Source organism: Cupriavidus sp. WS (assembly GCF_000395345.1).
GTDB classification, from domain to species: Bacteria; Pseudomonadota; Gammaproteobacteria; order Burkholderiales; family Burkholderiaceae; genus Cupriavidus; species Cupriavidus basilensis_B.
On sequence record NZ_AQPL01000077.1, the window covers coordinates 35,141 to 50,609 of the forward strand.

The window sequence follows — 15,469 nt, forward strand, 5'->3', positions numbered from 1 at the left end:
AAATGGCCCGTCTACAAAGCGAGCCTGAACGAACGGTCCCGGCCCGGATCGGCCCCGGACTTTTGACACCCCCCTCGCCGCCGGGGGCGCGCACCCCCGCCCCCGGCCCCGCTCAGCGCCGGCGCGGCGCGTGGGCAACCCGCATCACCCACGCGCCACCGACCCAGCGCCCTTGCTCCGCGACCGTCGGCGCCGCGCTCCGCGGCGGCGTCCGTTCGCGCAACGTCTTCGCCTTGTGGCAATCACGGTTGATCGCCTGCAGGTTGTCGTCGTCATCGGTGCCGCCCTGCGCCTTCGGCACGATGTGGTCCACTTCTTTCGCCACGCGGACACGGTCCAGCGCGCGGCACTCGGCGCATTCACACAGCCCGCGCGCCCGCTTCAGGATGCGTGCGCGGATCCGCTCCCACTCGGCGTCGTAGCCACGCTGGTGCCTGGTGCCGCGCTCAGCGTCGGGCGCCCAGCCGCCGGCGGGCCGCGCGTGTGCCGTGCAGTAGCCTGGCCGCGCGATGGTGATGCCGCAGCCAGGCTGACGGCAGATGGATGGCGGCCTGGCCGTCATCAGAGAGGTGCGGGCTGAGCGGCAGCCCGCACCAGCGCCATGACGCCAGTTTCGATGTCGGTCTTGGCAATCGCCGCCCAGCGCAACGACTCCGCCGCCCTGAACCGGCTCAACTCGACGCAGCCGGCGCAGCCACACACCGATGATTGACCGATGCGGCGCGCCACCCACTCGTCCGATGCCTGGCACGCCGCCCGGCGCTTCGCCGCCGAGTCACCCTCCAGCCGTTCACTCAGTTCCCGCTGAAGGGCAAGCAGCTCGGCGCCCTTGGCCTTGATGCGATTCATCAGGTCGATTTCTTCTTGCGACAGTTCGCGGTAGCCGGCGATGCGGCGATGCTGGTTATCCATGTGAGCCCCAAAAAGGATTGGGCCAGCACCATGCGGCACCGGCCCAACGGAAAAAGCCCGCACGCGGCGGGCCAGGGAGGAGACACGGGAAAAGCAAAAGCCCCGAGGGCTTTCGCGCTCGGGGCTTTGGTGCTTACGAATTCTGCGGACGCACGTTTCCTGTCCTATGCCGCCCCAGCTCCTATTGCTATTTTTGTATGTCCGGGGAGGGACGCACCGCTATTGCGCGGTGCCAGCAGGAATCGTCATCAACGATTGGAGCGGATTCTATGCCACGTTTTTCGATTGTGCAACTGGTGCCAGTTGCTGCCGCACACGGCGCTCGGTGTCACCATCGAACCGATCCAACATCGCAAGCACTGCCGCGAACTGGCGAGCCCAGTTGCGCCGGTAGACCTCGACCGGGAGCCGAAGCGCCCCCGCGCGCTCGGCATCCGGGTACCGCCGCCGGCCAGTGCCGCCGCAGGCGATGCAGCAAAAGAGCCGGCCGCCGAGCGGGTGCGTCGCGTCCTGGATCTCGCCAACGATGGCGCCGTGGCATTCGCCGCACCGATCGCCAAGCCATTCCCATACTGCTCGCCGCGCCATCAGCGTGAACACGTCCGCACCGAGTTCGCGACTGCCGGCTGGCGAGTGATCGCGCAGCCCGGTCCGGCGCTTCGGCCCCAGCGCGCGCACGCGCTTCGTCAGCAGCGCCACCGCGCGATCCATGCCCGCACGGCGCGAGACCTCCCCATAGCGCATGCGCCACAGTGCCCGACCCAAGTCATCGGCAGCCGCTAGCGCACCCATCATTGTCTCCGTGTTGGCACCCGACTCTCCGAGTTGCCCCCGCACGCTCATTGCCACTGCCACCTGCTCTCGCACATCAACCCGCATCACGCCCCCTGTCGTCAAAGCCCTGCATCACTTCCGATTGCCCACGATGGCGCGCATGTGCGCCAGGCCCCTTTCCGCCGCCGCGACCGACGGCGGCGCCCCTACGTCCGGCGCGCCAGGGATGGGCGCCAGGTGTTCACGCACTGCGATCTCCCACAACACCGTCCAGCGCTCCGCTACGGTCGGCTCCGCCGAGGCCAGATCAGGCCCCAACCGGACGGCGGTCCAGAACGCCACGCGAGAGGTCCAACGGTCGCCGCCGGCCCGGCGGCGCGGCCACTGCTCGCGCGCCTCCCGCAAACCGGCCTCGGCATCGAGCTCGCCGGCCTTCATTGCCCGCGCCCCATGCGGCGCGCTGCGCGCTGGGCCTCGAGGGACTTGGCGAACTGACCGAGCGCGCCTGCGGGCATCGGCCCAGGCTGGCCGAGACTCGCCTGGTAGGCCGCCTCCTGCGCCGCAAGGTTTGCAAGCCGGACCCGCTCATCCTCGCGGGCGACCTCGACGCCCTCGGCGTACTTCGTCTCCCAGGCATGCCCCTGCTCCCTCGCGGCCTTGAGCAGCGAATTGAAGTACGGCCACGGCTTGGCGACGACACCGGCCAACATAGCGCCGTGCCATTCGTCCAGAACGAGCTGCGCGAGCGTTTTGCCTAGCGGCTTGGTCGATCGCGCAATGTAGGCCCGCTGACGCTGCTCTATGCCGATCGGCCACGCAAGATGCGCTTCCCACGTCAAATCGGGCTTCGCCTCCTCATCTGAATGGCCGGCCGCAGGCCATCCCCCACCGCGCACAGCCGGCCCGTGGCGTTCCTCTGAGAGCCGCTGCGCTTCTGCACCGCCCGGTGTTTCGTCGCCGTTGGGGTTGTGATCCTCGCGCGCCGCAGGCGCGGGAGGGTCGATCGCTGTTCCATCCCCATCGGGCCGCAGGCCTGAGGGGGTAGGGGGAGGGTTTAAGGTTTTATCGGAAGCCGGATGTGTGTCGGCTTTCGGCGCCGAATCGGTTTGTGGATAACCCTGCGAAGGCTTGCGCGGCTTTGGTTTGCGGGCCGCAGCAGGGGCTATCGCACTGGTGTCGGGTTTTTTCGGGGCGTTCTTATCCGAGCGTGCGAGCAGCATGCGAAAGCGCAGGCGCAGCTTGTCGCCAATCGATTCGATCAACCCGAAGAGCTCCAGCTGCTTGGCGCGCCTGCGCAGCTGCTGCTCCGAAGGCTTGATGGCCTTGATGCCGGGCCGGCCAGGCACCTCCGTGTCCTCGCGCAGGGACTGCCACGAGATCGCCTTCTCAGGGCCACCAACGACACCGGTCTTGAAGTTCATGGACCAGCGCAGGGCCATATACAGGCAGCGCGCCAGGTGGTCGACGTAGCGCAGCGCGTTCTCTTCGCGCCGCGTCAGCAGGATCATGTCGCTCATCGCAAGCCTCCTAGAACGCGCCCATCAATCGGCCCGCCGCCAACGTGACCGCAACGCTGTGGCCCCGCGCGCCAGCCACTCGCACGAATTCACCGTCAATGTGGCCAAGGTCCCATTGACGGTGATGCTCGGTCCCCGACAAAAACGGATTCGCGCTGGCCGGCCTCCCGGCAGCGCCCTGCGCCTGGCCAGCAGCGCGCAACGACTCGATGGATTGAATAGGTAGGTCCATAGCTGAAATGGTCACGGCCGCGCGGTGGCGGCCTCACAGAGAACGTGGAACGTGGATAGGAATGCCGCCGCCATGTGGGCGCCGGTCTCGACGCGGTAGGCAGCCGTCGCGGCCGCTACCTCGGCCGCGTATGCGGCCCTGCCCTCTTTCGTTGGAATGGCACACCAGCGCTGCGCGCAGACCTGCGCGAGGGCGGAAAGCTGGCCGGCGGCCTGGAACGACCAGAACACATGCGACAGCGGCCAGGCGCACTCACCCAGCAGATGCGAGGCGAATGCCTGCAGCGCGCGCCATGCACGATCCGCCGGCGCGACTTGCGCGATGCGCTCGGCATTGCGCCAGGCGCAGCCGAGCTGGTAGCGACGCTCGCAGACCAGGCCGGCGGTAGCGCGCGCCGGCTTGCAGCACAGCATGTCGGGCGCGAAGCGCGGCACGTCGCCCGCCGGTGCGCCGGCGGCCGCCTCAGAACTGGGTGCCTTCATTCAGCTGCAGGCACCTTGCGCTTGGTGGCGGCTCGCTGCTGGATGTCGGCGCGCCAGGCCATCAGGGCCGCATGGGCCTCGACGAACTCGCGCTCGATGTCGTCCAGCTCGGCCGCAGTGATCACACCATCTTCTGCAGCGCGCGTGACGGTCGCCGCCACGTCGCCCACTTCCTTCATCACATGGATGACGGCCGCCGTTGGGTCGCCGAGCTCCTCGGCAACTTTCGGCAGGGCCACGGCCACCAGGCCATGGCGCCAGCACAGTGCCTCGATCGGCATCGTCGCGTCGGGCATGCCGGCTTCCTGGCACAGCTCGACGATCAGCGACAGATCTTCGTGGGAGACGTGATGCGTGGTGATGCCGGGCCGCAGTTTGTTGCGCAGCACCGGCACGGTGATCCGCTTGCCGAGACGCTGGCTCAACGCTGCGGCAAGACCGTTGATACCACCAGGGTAACGGCGCGCCAGGTTGTAGAGCGCCTCATGCTGATCGGTATCGGAATATTCATACGACACGGTAAACCCCCGGCGATTTGGCCGTGGCACGGAAGTGCCTCCGGCTTTACTCTTTGTTCAAACGCGGCCATGACCTGGAGCCGCGAAGCCAGGGAGAAATCAGTGTTCCACCCCATGCTTGTACCCAGCCGCCTTGTTGCTTTGCCGGAGGCGCGCGGCCTCGCCTCCGGCTGTTTTAGGTGCGTACCCGCGATCGGTGATAATCAAGGCTCACATTCATCAACCACCACCGAAAGGGGTACGCATGGAACTGAACTTAGACGGCGCGATGCTGAATCTCGCCTGTCCGAAGTGCGGCCATCAATTCGAGGAGACGGTCGGACGGCTGAAGGATCAGCCGGATGTCACCTGCAGCGCATGCGGCACCGTGATCACCATCGACCTGAGCCAACTTCACGAGGCCAGCGGGGACATCCAGAAGGAGCTCACGGACCTCGAGCGCATGCTCGGGGACTCCTTCAAATAGCGCGCGGAGGCTGGTCAGTGCCGCCTTCAGAGGGCTCGCATCAACGAGCACGCGCAACTCGATTTGCTCAGAGCTCATCGCGACCGCCCTGGCCGGCGTCAGGCAACCCATCGAACCGCAGCCGGCCATCCTTCCCCAACTGCCACCGGCCGTTGTGCGCGCGCACTATCGCGAGTTCGGTCTCAAGCGAAATCCGCACTTTCTGCAATTCGCTTGTTGAGCAACCTCGGCGCGAAACTGAGGCAAGCACAGACCGGATCACCGCAACGTCGTCGTTGCGCTCTGCTTCACTCGCCCGGCGATGATGTTCGACGAGTGCCGGCGCGATCAGCCACAGCACCAGGCGGGCGTATAGGTTCTTGAACAAGGGTCTTTTGCTCCAGGAAGAACAAGGACAAGAAATGCATCGCGATATGGACACCATTCGGCAAATCGCGCTGAAGACCGCGGAGCTCGAATATGGAGAAGCCTTGACAGGCCTCACCGACATCAGCAAAGAAGCCTTCGCAATGCACTCGACGTGGATGGAGGAGGCCGGACTTATCAAGGCCACCATTACCGAGTACTTGAGCGGCGAGACGCCCCACGTCGTTATCTTTCGCTTGACGTGGGAGGGTTGCGAGTTCGCCGATGCAGTCAAAAATGACACCCTCTGGCGCAAGGCAAAGGACACGGTGATCAAGCCCACAGCGTCATTCACCTTTGGGCTCTTGAAGGAGTGGCTCAAGTCCGAGCTTCAGCACGGCTTCCCGACCCTGAGGACTTAGCATGAGCACGTCGTACAGATCGCACCCCGCCGCCAGGAAAGCTCTTTGCTCCGGGGAACTGGCCGCAATCCGTGTCGGCGAGATGCGATGGCGCAGCTGCAACACGGAACCACCGAGTGCCAGCCACTCCCTTACGAGAAACCACAGGCACAGCATGAGGCCGTCGGTCGTGCCGCTCTCCAGCGCCGCGATGCTCTCGGGGCTTAGCCCGGCCACGCTGCGCTGCGCCTGGACTTCGAACGCATTCGATTTCTTCATGGGTGGTTCACTCGGATGGGATAGATAGGCCGCGCGCAGCAAGCGTGGCGCCCTTCAGACCGACTCGTCGCCGGCCTCGGATGAGGCGCCAAGGTCGGCAGGTGCATGTGATATCGCGAGTTCGGGCCAGATCAAGTGCCAGTCACTGGGCCGCAGGTCCTTTCGCGTAACAGAGCCATTGGTGGCCCTCTCGATCGCCACGCAACGCTCCGGTGAGATCGGGCTGGACCCGCTCACCATCTGGGACAAATACGATGGGGATACATGAAGAGTCCCAGCCAGCTTTACCGCCGTGCCCCGCCCGCCCGCCGAGATGTAGGTCTTGAGATCCATGCGACGCAGTTTAGTCATGACTAAACCAAAGGTCAAGTGAACGCTTCTTTATAGTTAACTAAACTTCCGGCATGGACATCATTGAAACTAGGCGTACGCGCCTGCGTATGTGGCTCGACGGCCGTGCTGCGCCGAAGAAAGAGAAGAGCTATTTCTCTCAGCTCATCAATGGAACTTCGGCGTTCGGCGAGAAAGCTGCGCGCCGATTGGAGCGCGACTACGGGATGGGGGATGGCTATCTGGATACACCTGTTACCGACGGTGCGCCCAACCTTTCGCCGGCGGAATCCACAGGGGCACTAGACAAGCAGGGCCCGGCCTCTGACGCAGACAACCAGGGGCAAGCAGAAGGCACCACAATGCATGGTGTGTACGTCAGGCCAATTGTTACCTACGAGAGCCTAGAAGAACTCCCAAAGGAGTCTACGGTCCTCATTACGAGAGTAGATGTGAAATTGTCGGCGGGGAATGGAAGGGAGGTTTGGCATATTGAGGAAAGAGAGCCACTGCCTTTTCAGGCAGACTATATTAGACGCCTAGATGCGAAACCGAAGGACTTGGTGGCAGTAAAGGTTAAAGGCGATAGCATGGAGACGCGGCTATTTGATGAAGATACGGTTGCCGTGGATACAGCCGATACGCGGGTCCCAGCAAATGGCGGTGTTTTTGCGTTGGTTTACGCAGGCGAGCTACTAGTAAAGCGTCTTTTTCGGCTTCCAGACAATGGAATAAAAATCTATAGTGACAATCACGAACGGTATGAGCCAATTATCGTCGCACCCGATCACGTCGATAACATCACGATAATCGGCCGCGTCAAATATCGCTCTGGCATGGGCGATTTCTGATTTTATTGCAATGACTGGATCCCACTCGTGAGACATCTTTCAATTGCTGTCGCCAGCACACTCATCTTGGCAACATCGGCAATGGCCGCAGGGAAACGCGAGACCGTACAGCATGCGTCGCAGCCTGCTCCCGCCAAGTGGGCGAAGGAACCGGATGGATTCTTAGGAATAAAATTCTCGGAGTTATTCCCACAACTCCCGGACTGCCCGAGATCTTCTCTTGGAGTAGTAGATTTTCAGCAGATTAATCAGCTACCAGGCCTATGTTTTGATGGTACCAGTAGGTCCTCATATGGTCATCTATGGAACCTACCGAAACTTGGCTTCAGCTATTCAGTAACCGTTATGATCGCTGTCGGGTCCCCGATAGACTTCACCTTAACCACTTCGGTCGACAATTACGACGATTTGGTAAAGGTACTCATTGATCGTTACGGGCAACCGACCTCCCGCACTAAAGGCACGGTCAAGACCAAAGTCGGAGCAGAATTTGATAATGAGTCGCTTGAGTGGATCGGCACGAGAGTCAGCATCAGTCTTGATAAAAGGCGAGATTCAATAGATACATCAGCTGTATCTATCATGGATAGAGAATATTGGAAGACGAAATTGGATCAACAACAACGAGAGGCCGCAGCCGGAGCCTCCAAGCTGTAGTCCTTATAGATCACATCAACTCTGAGTATGGGATAGCGAGCCTGTTGTAACGGGCATGCTCCTCGCGAGGCCGCACGATGCGGCCTTTTTTTCGCATGTCGGTTTAGTTTTTACTTTACATGGAGTTTAGTGATAACTACACTCCATCCATCGACGCACATGCGCCACCGATGGAGTCACCGTGAAGATCGTCAAGGCCCACATCAAAGGCTGGATCGGCTACACCGCCCTGGTCCTCGCCGTCCTGGTCGCCCACTCGTGCGCCCTGGAGCGCGACGAGCAGGCCGCCCCTCGCGCCACTGCGGCGCGCACCGCCTGAGGGGCCGGCCATGCATCTCGAATACACCCTCACTCCTGGCTTGCACGCATGGTCGGCCCGGCCAAACGAATGGATCGTCATCGACGACTACGGCACGAAGCACGATGCTATCCACAGGCGCGAGCCTGGCGCGATGTTCGTCGACAGCCTGCATAAGCGTTGGGATCTGACCGATCGGCAATACGAAGACCCCGACTATTTCCGCACGAAGCTGTCGCAGCCCAAGCATTACTACTGCCGCGAAGCGATGCCCTTCTCCAGCCCGATTGGGCTGAGCATCGAGCTTGATCTCCACATCGACCTTGCAGTTCACCCGGCATGGGATGAACGTGCCGGCGACGCTTACTACGAGCGCGACCGCGGCGCCCGTCTCGAGATCCTTTGCCAATGCGTCCACGTGGTCGCTGACTTCGCCAGCACGGTGACGCTGGCGCCGGCCGAGGTCGAGGAATTCTGCTGGCAGTACATCGAGCTAGAGCGCGCACGTGAAGTTGCCGAGCAGCGCGCCGCGCAGGAGGCCGCTCGATGAAGCGCTTCCGCATCACCATCGACGGCCACCACACCTACACCGGCCTGTTCCGCTCCACCTGCGACGCGATCCTTGATGCCCTGGACCGCGGCGCGCGCACGGTATCGGCGGTGCCGGCATGACTGCGCGCCGGATCTCCCGCGCGGAGCTCATTGAAGAGTTCCACCGCGTGCGCGGCAGCGGCCGCGCCGAGGAACAGATCGAGATTCCGGCCATCCGCAAGCAGCTGGCCCGCTCCCGCCGTGCCTTCCTGAAAGCCCAGGCCCGCCGCAAGCCGGCGCGGCCTCGCTTCGACCCCACCGTCATCGACCACAAACGCCGCCAGGCAAACGACCTCGACTGAGGAGAACCCATGTTGATAGGACTCACCGGCCGCGCAGGCGCCGGCAAGGACACTGCTGCCGCCTACATGGCGCAGGCCCATCGTTGCATGCCGCTGGCATTCGCCACGCCGCTGCGGCGCATGCTCCAGGCCGGACTCGGCCTGACCGAACAGCACTTCACGGCCGCAGAAAAAAATGAGCCGATCGACTGGCTCAACCGCTCGCCGCGCCAGCTGATGCAGACGCTGGGCACCGAATGGGCTCGCACCCATATCGGCTCCAGCATCTGGGTGGACGTCGCCGCGCGCGAGCTCGACAAGCTCGCTGGCCTGGACGTGGTCTTCACCGACGTGCGCTTCGAGAACGAAGCCGCGATGATCCGCGAGCGCGGCGGCATCCTGATCCGCTTGATGCGCACCGCCGCATTGCCCGTCAACCCGCACGTCAGCGAGGTCGGTCTCAAGCTGCAGCTAAACGATCGCGAGATCCACAACAACGGCACGCTGTTCCAGCTCTACGACCAGCTCGACGCGATCATCGGCGAGGAATCCTTCATCGGGAGCCTGTCATGAGCACGCAGACCGCCCGCCAAGCACGCCCGCCGCGCATCCCCATGATGCCCGGCAACACGCTGCACCTGAAGCTCACCTTCCATGCCGACCTGGTGGCCTTCATCAGCGACCCGACGCCGCTCGCCTATAACCGCTTGCTGCGCATACTCGACATCCTGGCCATCATCTCGCAGGTCCAGCGCATGGCGGACTACCGCCTGCAGATTCAGTCGGCCCGCCGTGCCATGACCGCCATTCTCAGCCGCTTCGAGCGCACCGGCACCCTCGCCGTGACGCCGCTTGACGCGAGCACCCTTCGGACCGCCGCGCCCTTCATCGAATCGGCCATCGGCCGAACCCGCCTCGACGCCTTCACCCTCGCCAACGCCATCGTCCAGCACAAGATGCAACTGGACGGCGTGGCCACCACCGACTAATCCCGGAGCCCACCACCATGAGCCAAGACCAAGAACTGGTGACCGTTCGCGTGCGCGATCTGGTCGTCTCGTCCAACAACGTCCGCCAGCGCCCGCCGCAGACCATCCGCGAACTTGCCGCGTCGATCAAGCACCACGGCCTGCTTGAGCCGCTGATCATCGAGGACACGCCATCTGCCCCTTACAAGGTGATCGATGGCCGCCGCCGGCGCCTGGCCCTGCTGTGGCTACTCGACAACGGCGACATTACCGACGATCACCGCGTGCTGTGCTCGGTCTACAAGGGCAACGCGCCCAAGGAAGCCAGCGCGGCCGCGAACATGCATGAAGCGATGCACCCGGCCGACGAGTTCGAGGCCTTCCGCGACATGATCGATGACGGCAGCTCGGTCGAGGAGGTCGCCGCGCATTTCGGCACCACGCCGCTGACGGTGCAGCGCCGCCTCAAGCTGGCCAACGTGGCGCCGACGCTGATCGAAGCCTACCGCGCCGAAGAAATCGCGCTCGACCACCTGATGGCCTTCGCCATCACCGACGACCACGATGCCCAGTTGCGCGTCTGGAAAAAGATCAAAGACGCCGCCGCGTACCACCGCGCGCCCCGCCAGATCCGCGCGGCGCTGGTCAAAGCCGACTCAATCAACGTCGCGGAAAACAAGCTCGCGCGCTTCGTCGGCCTGGACGCCTACGAGGCCGCCGGCGGCCCGGTCGTGCGCGACCTGTTCAGCGATGGCGGCGGCTTCATCGGCGATGCGAAGCTGCTGCAGAAGCTCGCCGACGAAAAGCTGGCCAGCGCCGCCGCAACCCTGCAGGCCGAGGGCTGGAGTTGGGTGGAGACGGCGGACAGCTGGACCTACTCGGACGAAACCAAGTACGGCAGGAGTCAACCGAAAAAGCGGGCGCTGTCGGACGACGAGGAGGCAGAACTGGTCACCTTGCGCCAGCGCGCCGACGAGATCGACAGGCTGAATGCGAGCGCCGATGTCGAAGACGAGGCGATGCTGGAAGAGCTCGGCCAGGTCGAGGCGAAGATCGAAGCGATCGAGGCCAGCATCGAGACCTTCTCCGACCGCCAGATGGCCAAGGCTGGCGCCGTCGTGACCATCGCCAATGACGGCACGCTGCAGATCCGCCGCGGCCTCATCAAGCCGGAGAAGGGCAAGAAGGCCAAGAACGCTGCGGACGATGACGGCGCGCCGGACGACGGCCGGCCGGCCGCCCCCGAGGGGCCCGTCGAGCGCGCTCTGTCCGAGAGCCTGGTCAACAAGCTGACGGCACACCGCACCGCCGCCCTGCAGGCGCTGGTGGCCAGCTCGCCGGGCATCGCACTGGCACTGCTGCTGCGCGCGCTGGTGCCGCAGATCTTCACGAAGTGCACGGACTACCGCTGGCGCTACAGCGGCCTGGCCAAGATCTCCGCCAGCGATCAGCGCGGCATCATCCAGCGCACGGCCGACGACCTGGAAAACTCGCGCGCCTGGCAGAGCATGGAGGCGAGCGTCGCCCACTGGGAGGATCGACTGCCCGGCGAGGACCAGGATCTGTTCGCCTGGCTGCAGACGCTCAGCCAGGCCGACCAGCTCGACCTGCTGGCCGTCTGCGTGGCACACACCGTCGACACGCAGGCCCCGCGCGAGGACTCGGCGGTGCATGAGCACGCCCACCAGCTCGCCGAGGCGGTCGACCTGGACATGGCCGACTGGTGGTGTGCCACTGCCGGCTCCTACCTGGCCAGCGTGCCCAAGACGCGACGCATGGAGGCGGTCCGCGAAGCCGTCGGCGAGGACGCGGCCAACACCATCGCCGGCATGAAGAAGGAAGCCATGATCGGCGCGGCCGAGGAATACCTCGACGGCCGCCGCTGGCTGCCCGCCATTCTGCGCCGCCCCGGCGCGCCTGCCACCACCACCGACGAAACGCCGCCGACCGAGCCGGAACAGGATCTGCCGGCGACCGACGCGGCGTCGACTCCCACCGACCCGGCCGATCCGCTCGGCCCCATCGTCACGCTCGCCGGCGTGCGCTACCGCGACGCGAGGACCGGCAGCACCTGGACCGGGCGCGGCAAGCGGCCTGCATGGGTCGTCCATGCGCTGGAGAGCGGCGTCGAGCTGCACGACCTGTTGGTCCACCCCACCGCCACCGAGGAGGCCTGACATGGCAATGAACGATAGCGCCGTCGGCACCATGCGTGAAGCACTGACCAACCTGGTCAGTGCCGGCCGCAGCTGGCTCGCCGCGCTCAACATGCGCCGCACACACCACGACCTCAAGGGCGACCTGCAGATCCAGGAGCGCAACGCGGCCCTGGATGTCGAGGATGCTCTGCACGTGGTCATCGCCCACGAGGAGCAGCAACACCTCGACGACATCGCCGTCGACGGCACGGCCGAGGCGATGAAACAGCGCCTGGCCGAGAAGCGCGCCGAGGGCCGCGGCGGCTGGCACGACCCCGAGGAGAGCACCGTCGAATACATTGCCGCGCTGCTGGTCGGCGCCGTCCTCAAGGGCAAGCCCATCGACGTGGCCAATTTCGCCATGATGCTGCATCAGCGCGGGGCCGCAAGGCACGTGCTGACCAATGCCCTCATCAACCACTGCGCCCTCGCGTCACCGCGCAATCTGGAAGATCTCGCCGCCGAGCTGCTGGCACCGCGCGACATCGTTCGCGACCAGGACGGCCACCTGCAGCACCCCGCTATGCCGATCACTGGCGAGGACGTGCATCTCGACGAATTCCTTGCCGCTTTCGGCCTCGAGACTTCGTTCATCGACATGGAGTCCGACGATGCCGCTGCGTTCGAGCGCTATATCGACTCAGAGAGCACGGATTGCCGCAGTTGGACCCCCTCCCGCCCCAAGGGCGACGATTGGCAACTGATCGAGATCTACGAAAGCGAGGATGGCCCCTGTGCCATGTACGCCCGGCGCGCGCCCGAAGCCGCACGCGCACCGCGTGGCGCACATACGCTCCCTCTGACCGCCAGAATCACGCGTGTGAAGACCGCCCAGGGCGAAATCACCCTGCAGCTCGGCCACCAGGTGCCTCGCTATACCACCGCAGGCCTGAGGGTCATCTGTTGGACCGCGGGTGCGGATGACAGCGCCGAGGGCTTCACCGCTGTGGGAGGCACTGATGCTTGACCGCGACATCGATCTCCCGTCGCAAGCGACGGTATCCGCCGCCGGTGCGCCGCGGCCGCCGGCGTTTCCCGCCAGCGCCTTCAACCTCGCGCCGGCCGCCAAGGCTGACGCGAGCAAGCCGAAAGAAAAGACCCGCGTCCAGCTCGCCATCGAGCACATCACCGAGCACGGCCCGGCGACGAATGCCGAGCTGGTCGAGGCGATGGGCCTCAAGGCCGGCGTGCACCCGGGCGCCTATCTCTCCATCGCTGTTCGAGATGGGCGGCTTGCCGTGCACGAAGGCCGCTACCACCTGGCCCCGCTGCCGCCGCCAGAAGCGGCAGAGCAGCCTCCGGCCGATCTGCCGGAGGCGCCCTGGCCAGCCCTTGCCGCGGCGCTGGCGCCGACCACCGAGTTTTTTGACCCCACTCCCGCCGTGCAGATCCTGCCCACCGACGTGGCCGTGATCGCACGCGCGGACGGCTCGGTCCTGATCTCGGTCGATGGCCAGGCCGTCGACCTCACGCCGAAGCAAGTCCATCTCCTGCAGGCCTTCCACGCCCTGCTGCCCCAGCTCGGAGGCACCCAATGATCCCGTCGCCTTTCAAGAAGCCGTACACACTGGACGAGCTCGAGGCGCGCATCGCATCGCACGACTACAGCGCCGAGATGCTGCTGCAGCATGCGATGGAGCTGCTGCGCGCCCAGGCCGCGCCGAGCGACCCCACCATGCGCTTTATGGCGGATGTGTCCGCTGAATTGCGGCGCGCCCGCGCGAAGTTTCCGGGCGATAGGATCATGACCATCGCCCTAGCCGAGGAGTTCGGCGAGCTGTGCAAAGCCATTCTGGACGAGCCCGGCGCGAACGTCTGGAAAGAGGCGGTCCAAACCGCGGTCATGGCCGCACGTGTCGCCATTGATGGCGACAGCTCCGTCGATGAATGGCGATCAGCAAAAGGCCTGGATAACCACCGCGCGATTGCCACTCACGGAGCCGCAAAGTGGTCCTCCGACAAGCTCGACCTCGATGTCGAGCAGTTGCTGCGCGACACCGTTCCCGGGGGCTCGGTCTGTGATCCGCAACAGGTTGCCGATTCGATTCGCGCGTGGTTCGAGCGGCGCGCCGTCGGCGCCGACGATCCGCAGGACGCGGCACGGTTCGTCGCGCTGCTCGGCTCGATGTTGGCCCATATGAACGGCTCCGCGATGACCGCCGAGCAGCGCCGCGTTCAAGCAGCGTTCGAGGTTCGGGAAGCTGCCCCGCTCACGCTGCAGGTCATCCGCGACCGCATCGATGCCGCCCTCCGCACCAACACCGGAGAGACGGCATGAGGTTCCACATCGTCTGCGTGAGCCAGTTCACCAATACGCCATACCTCGAAGAGGTAATCGGCCACACCATCGAAATCCCAGGCATGCCAGCCAGCTCTTGCGCAGTGCATGCCCTGGTCAACAACGGCGCCGGCCCGGTTTACGCAGTCTCGCACGTCGAGAGTGGCTGGCGCGTCGCCGCCGGCGACAGCATTGATTCCGCCATTCGGCTGGCCCGCGATCGCGTGGCCGCCACCAACCCCGCAGTGCGTGACGCCGGACTGAAGAAGGCCATCGCATTGCGTCGCAAGCTGGCACGCGGTCCCGCACGCCAGCATCTCACCGCAGTTCCCACTTCCGCCTCGATCGAGGCCAATCCCTCCACCAAGGAGTCCGCATGACCGCAATCACCGCAGTTGAAACCCAAGCCATCCAGAAGACCATCACCCAGGCTGCAGCCGATGCGCTCCAGTTTGGCCAACCCGTCGGCGGCGGCTTCTTCGCCGGCAAGATCCGCAAGGCCGACGGCGTGCACGTGCTGGTGTCCGCCCCGAAGGACGGCGGCGAGCGCTTGCGCGTGGCCTGGCACACGTCGGACGATAACATCGTCGGCGCCACCAGCTTCTTCGACGGCCGCGCCAACACCCTGGCGATGGCCGAGGCCGGCAGCGAGCTGGCCAAGTGGGCCATCGACCTGCAGCTGAACGGCCTCGATGACTGGCACGTACCGGCCCGCGACGAGGCCGAGCTGCTCCACCGCAACCTGAAGCCCAGCGCCGGCAATATCGCCAGCTTCCGCGATGGCGAAAACCCGAGCAGCGTGCCGGCCGGCTACCCCTACACGGAAGACTCCCCCACCCAGACCGCGGCCGAGGCCTTCCAGGCCGGCGGCCCCGAGGCCTTCGAGGAAGGCTACTACTTCACCTCCACGCAGAACGCGGAGTACCCGTCCTATGCCTGGGTCCAGGGCTTCGGCAGTGGCTACCAGTACGTCAACCGCAAGGGCTACCGGTTTCACGCGCGCGTCGTCCGCAGCATGCTGATCATTCAGTAATTCAGCCCTTTATCCATTCGGGCCGCGTCAGCGGCCCCGCGCAAAAATTTCTCCATCA

The 15,469-nt window shown here is 64.8% G+C and carries 25 protein-coding genes; 16 read left to right on the forward strand and 9 right to left on the reverse strand.

What is annotated here, in order from left to right; translation table 11 throughout:
* Window positions 1-112: 112 nt before the first annotated feature.
* The 7 genes from K206_RS0107915 to K206_RS0107950 form a co-directional block, all read right to left on the reverse strand.
* Window positions 113-562 (reverse strand): HNH endonuclease, encoded by a 450-nt coding sequence (locus K206_RS0107915; RefSeq protein ID WP_020201879.1) that lies wholly within the window; start codon window positions 560-562, stop codon window positions 113-115.
* Window positions 562-912: a hypothetical protein gene (locus K206_RS0107920; RefSeq protein WP_020201880.1), complete on the reverse strand. Its 351-nt coding sequence runs from the start codon at window positions 910-912 to the stop codon at window positions 562-564. The genes K206_RS0107915 and K206_RS0107920 overlap by 1 nt, the downstream gene beginning before the upstream one ends.
* A 267-nt stretch (window positions 913-1,179) precedes the next feature.
* A complete protein-coding gene (locus K206_RS0107925) occupies window positions 1,180-1,623 on the reverse strand; it encodes a hypothetical protein (RefSeq protein ID WP_231401579.1) in 444 nt (147 codons plus the stop codon).
* A 195-nt stretch (window positions 1,624-1,818) separates the two neighbouring features.
* Complete coding sequence (locus K206_RS0107930; RefSeq protein WP_020201882.1) at window positions 1,819-2,124, reverse strand: hypothetical protein; 306 nt, start codon at window positions 2,122-2,124, stop codon at window positions 1,819-1,821.
* On the reverse strand, window positions 2,121-3,203 hold the full coding sequence (locus K206_RS40810; protein ID WP_020201883.1) for a hypothetical protein: 1,083 nt from the start codon (window positions 3,201-3,203) through the stop codon (window positions 2,121-2,123). The genes K206_RS0107930 and K206_RS40810 overlap by 4 nt, the downstream gene beginning before the upstream one ends.
* Window positions 3,204-3,446: 243 nt before the next feature.
* The gene (locus K206_RS0107945; protein ID WP_029043358.1) at window positions 3,447-3,869 is read right to left on the reverse strand and encodes a hypothetical protein; all 423 of its coding nucleotides are present in this window, start codon (window positions 3,867-3,869) and stop codon (window positions 3,447-3,449) included.
* A gap of 44 nt (window positions 3,870-3,913) precedes the next feature.
* Window positions 3,914-4,435, reverse strand: a complete 522-nt coding sequence (locus tag K206_RS0107950; protein WP_029043359.1) for a phage regulatory CII family protein — start codon at window positions 4,433-4,435, stop codon at window positions 3,914-3,916.
* 244 nt (window positions 4,436-4,679) lie between these two features.
* On the opposite strand from K206_RS0107950, the gene K206_RS37775 reads away from it, so the two are divergent.
* The gene (locus K206_RS37775) at window positions 4,680-4,901 is read left to right on the forward strand and encodes a hypothetical protein (protein ID WP_020201886.1); all 222 of its coding nucleotides are present in this window, start codon (window positions 4,680-4,682) and stop codon (window positions 4,899-4,901) included.
* Between the two features lie 67 nt (window positions 4,902-4,968).
* Here the strand turns inward: K206_RS37775 and K206_RS42710 are convergent, their stop codons facing one another.
* A complete protein-coding gene (locus K206_RS42710) occupies window positions 4,969-5,268 on the reverse strand; it encodes a hypothetical protein (protein ID WP_155887996.1) in 300 nt (99 codons plus the stop codon).
* Here K206_RS42710 and K206_RS0107965 point away from each other — a divergent pair.
* A complete protein-coding gene (locus K206_RS0107965; RefSeq protein WP_231401580.1) occupies window positions 5,261-5,668 on the forward strand; it encodes a DUF2513 domain-containing protein in 408 nt (135 codons plus the stop codon). The genes K206_RS42710 and K206_RS0107965 overlap by 8 nt on opposite strands.
* Before the next feature lie 312 nt (window positions 5,669-5,980).
* Here the strand turns inward: K206_RS0107965 and K206_RS41480 are convergent, their stop codons facing one another.
* The gene (locus tag K206_RS41480) at window positions 5,981-6,277 is read right to left on the reverse strand and encodes a transcriptional regulator (RefSeq protein WP_369796870.1); all 297 of its coding nucleotides are present in this window, start codon (window positions 6,275-6,277) and stop codon (window positions 5,981-5,983) included.
* Between the two features lie 53 nt (window positions 6,278-6,330).
* Between K206_RS41480 and K206_RS41485 the strand changes: the two genes are divergently transcribed.
* The 14 genes from K206_RS41485 (at window position 6,331) to K206_RS0108030 (ending at window position 15,411) form a co-directional block, all read left to right on the forward strand.
* Window positions 6,331-7,107: a S24 family peptidase gene (locus K206_RS41485; protein WP_155887997.1), complete on the forward strand. Its 777-nt coding sequence runs from the start codon at window positions 6,331-6,333 to the stop codon at window positions 7,105-7,107.
* 27 nt (window positions 7,108-7,134) lie between these two features.
* A complete protein-coding gene (locus tag K206_RS42715; protein ID WP_155887998.1) occupies window positions 7,135-7,764 on the forward strand; it encodes a hypothetical protein in 630 nt (209 codons plus the stop codon).
* A gap of 181 nt (window positions 7,765-7,945) precedes the next feature.
* A complete protein-coding gene (locus tag K206_RS42720; protein WP_020201888.1) occupies window positions 7,946-8,083 on the forward strand; it encodes a hypothetical protein in 138 nt (45 codons plus the stop codon).
* Between the two features lie 10 nt (window positions 8,084-8,093).
* Complete coding sequence (locus tag K206_RS0107975) at window positions 8,094-8,612, forward strand: hypothetical protein (protein WP_020201889.1); 519 nt, start codon at window positions 8,094-8,096, stop codon at window positions 8,610-8,612.
* Window positions 8,609-8,734, forward strand: coding sequence for a hypothetical protein (locus K206_RS44635; RefSeq protein ID WP_020201890.1), 126 nt, complete (start codon window positions 8,609-8,611; stop codon window positions 8,732-8,734). Before K206_RS0107975 ends, K206_RS44635 begins: the two co-directional genes overlap by 4 nt.
* Window positions 8,731-8,955, forward strand: a complete 225-nt coding sequence (locus tag K206_RS0107985) for a hypothetical protein (RefSeq protein WP_020201891.1) — start codon at window positions 8,731-8,733, stop codon at window positions 8,953-8,955. Before K206_RS44635 ends, K206_RS0107985 begins: the two co-directional genes overlap by 4 nt.
* 9 nt (window positions 8,956-8,964) lie before the next feature.
* Window positions 8,965-9,507 (forward strand): hypothetical protein, encoded by a 543-nt coding sequence (locus K206_RS0107990; protein ID WP_020201892.1) that lies wholly within the window; start codon window positions 8,965-8,967, stop codon window positions 9,505-9,507.
* Window positions 9,504-9,923, forward strand: coding sequence for a hypothetical protein (locus K206_RS0107995; RefSeq protein ID WP_020201893.1), 420 nt, complete (start codon window positions 9,504-9,506; stop codon window positions 9,921-9,923). Before K206_RS0107990 ends, K206_RS0107995 begins: the two co-directional genes overlap by 4 nt.
* A 17-nt stretch (window positions 9,924-9,940) precedes the next feature.
* Complete coding sequence (locus K206_RS0108000) at window positions 9,941-12,079, forward strand: ParB N-terminal domain-containing protein (RefSeq protein ID WP_020201894.1); 2,139 nt, start codon at window positions 9,941-9,943, stop codon at window positions 12,077-12,079.
* Between the two features lies 1 nt (window position 12,080).
* Complete coding sequence (locus tag K206_RS40815; RefSeq protein WP_052165818.1) at window positions 12,081-13,067, forward strand: hypothetical protein; 987 nt, start codon at window positions 12,081-12,083, stop codon at window positions 13,065-13,067.
* Window positions 13,060-13,638 carry a hypothetical protein gene (locus tag K206_RS0108015; protein ID WP_020201896.1) on the forward strand — a complete coding sequence of 193 codons (579 nt, stop codon included), beginning with the start codon at window positions 13,060-13,062 and terminating at the stop codon, window positions 13,636-13,638. Before K206_RS40815 ends, K206_RS0108015 begins: the two co-directional genes overlap by 8 nt.
* Window positions 13,635-14,378, forward strand: a complete 744-nt coding sequence (locus tag K206_RS0108020) for a hypothetical protein (RefSeq protein WP_020201897.1) — start codon at window positions 13,635-13,637, stop codon at window positions 14,376-14,378. The genes K206_RS0108015 and K206_RS0108020 overlap by 4 nt, the downstream gene beginning before the upstream one ends.
* On the forward strand, window positions 14,375-14,758 hold the full coding sequence (locus tag K206_RS0108025; protein ID WP_020201898.1) for a hypothetical protein: 384 nt from the start codon (window positions 14,375-14,377) through the stop codon (window positions 14,756-14,758). Before K206_RS0108020 ends, K206_RS0108025 begins: the two co-directional genes overlap by 4 nt.
* Window positions 14,755-15,411: a DUF1566 domain-containing protein gene (locus tag K206_RS0108030; RefSeq protein ID WP_020201899.1), complete on the forward strand. Its 657-nt coding sequence runs from the start codon at window positions 14,755-14,757 to the stop codon at window positions 15,409-15,411. Before K206_RS0108025 ends, K206_RS0108030 begins: the two co-directional genes overlap by 4 nt.
* Window positions 15,412-15,469: the final 58 nt, after the last annotated feature.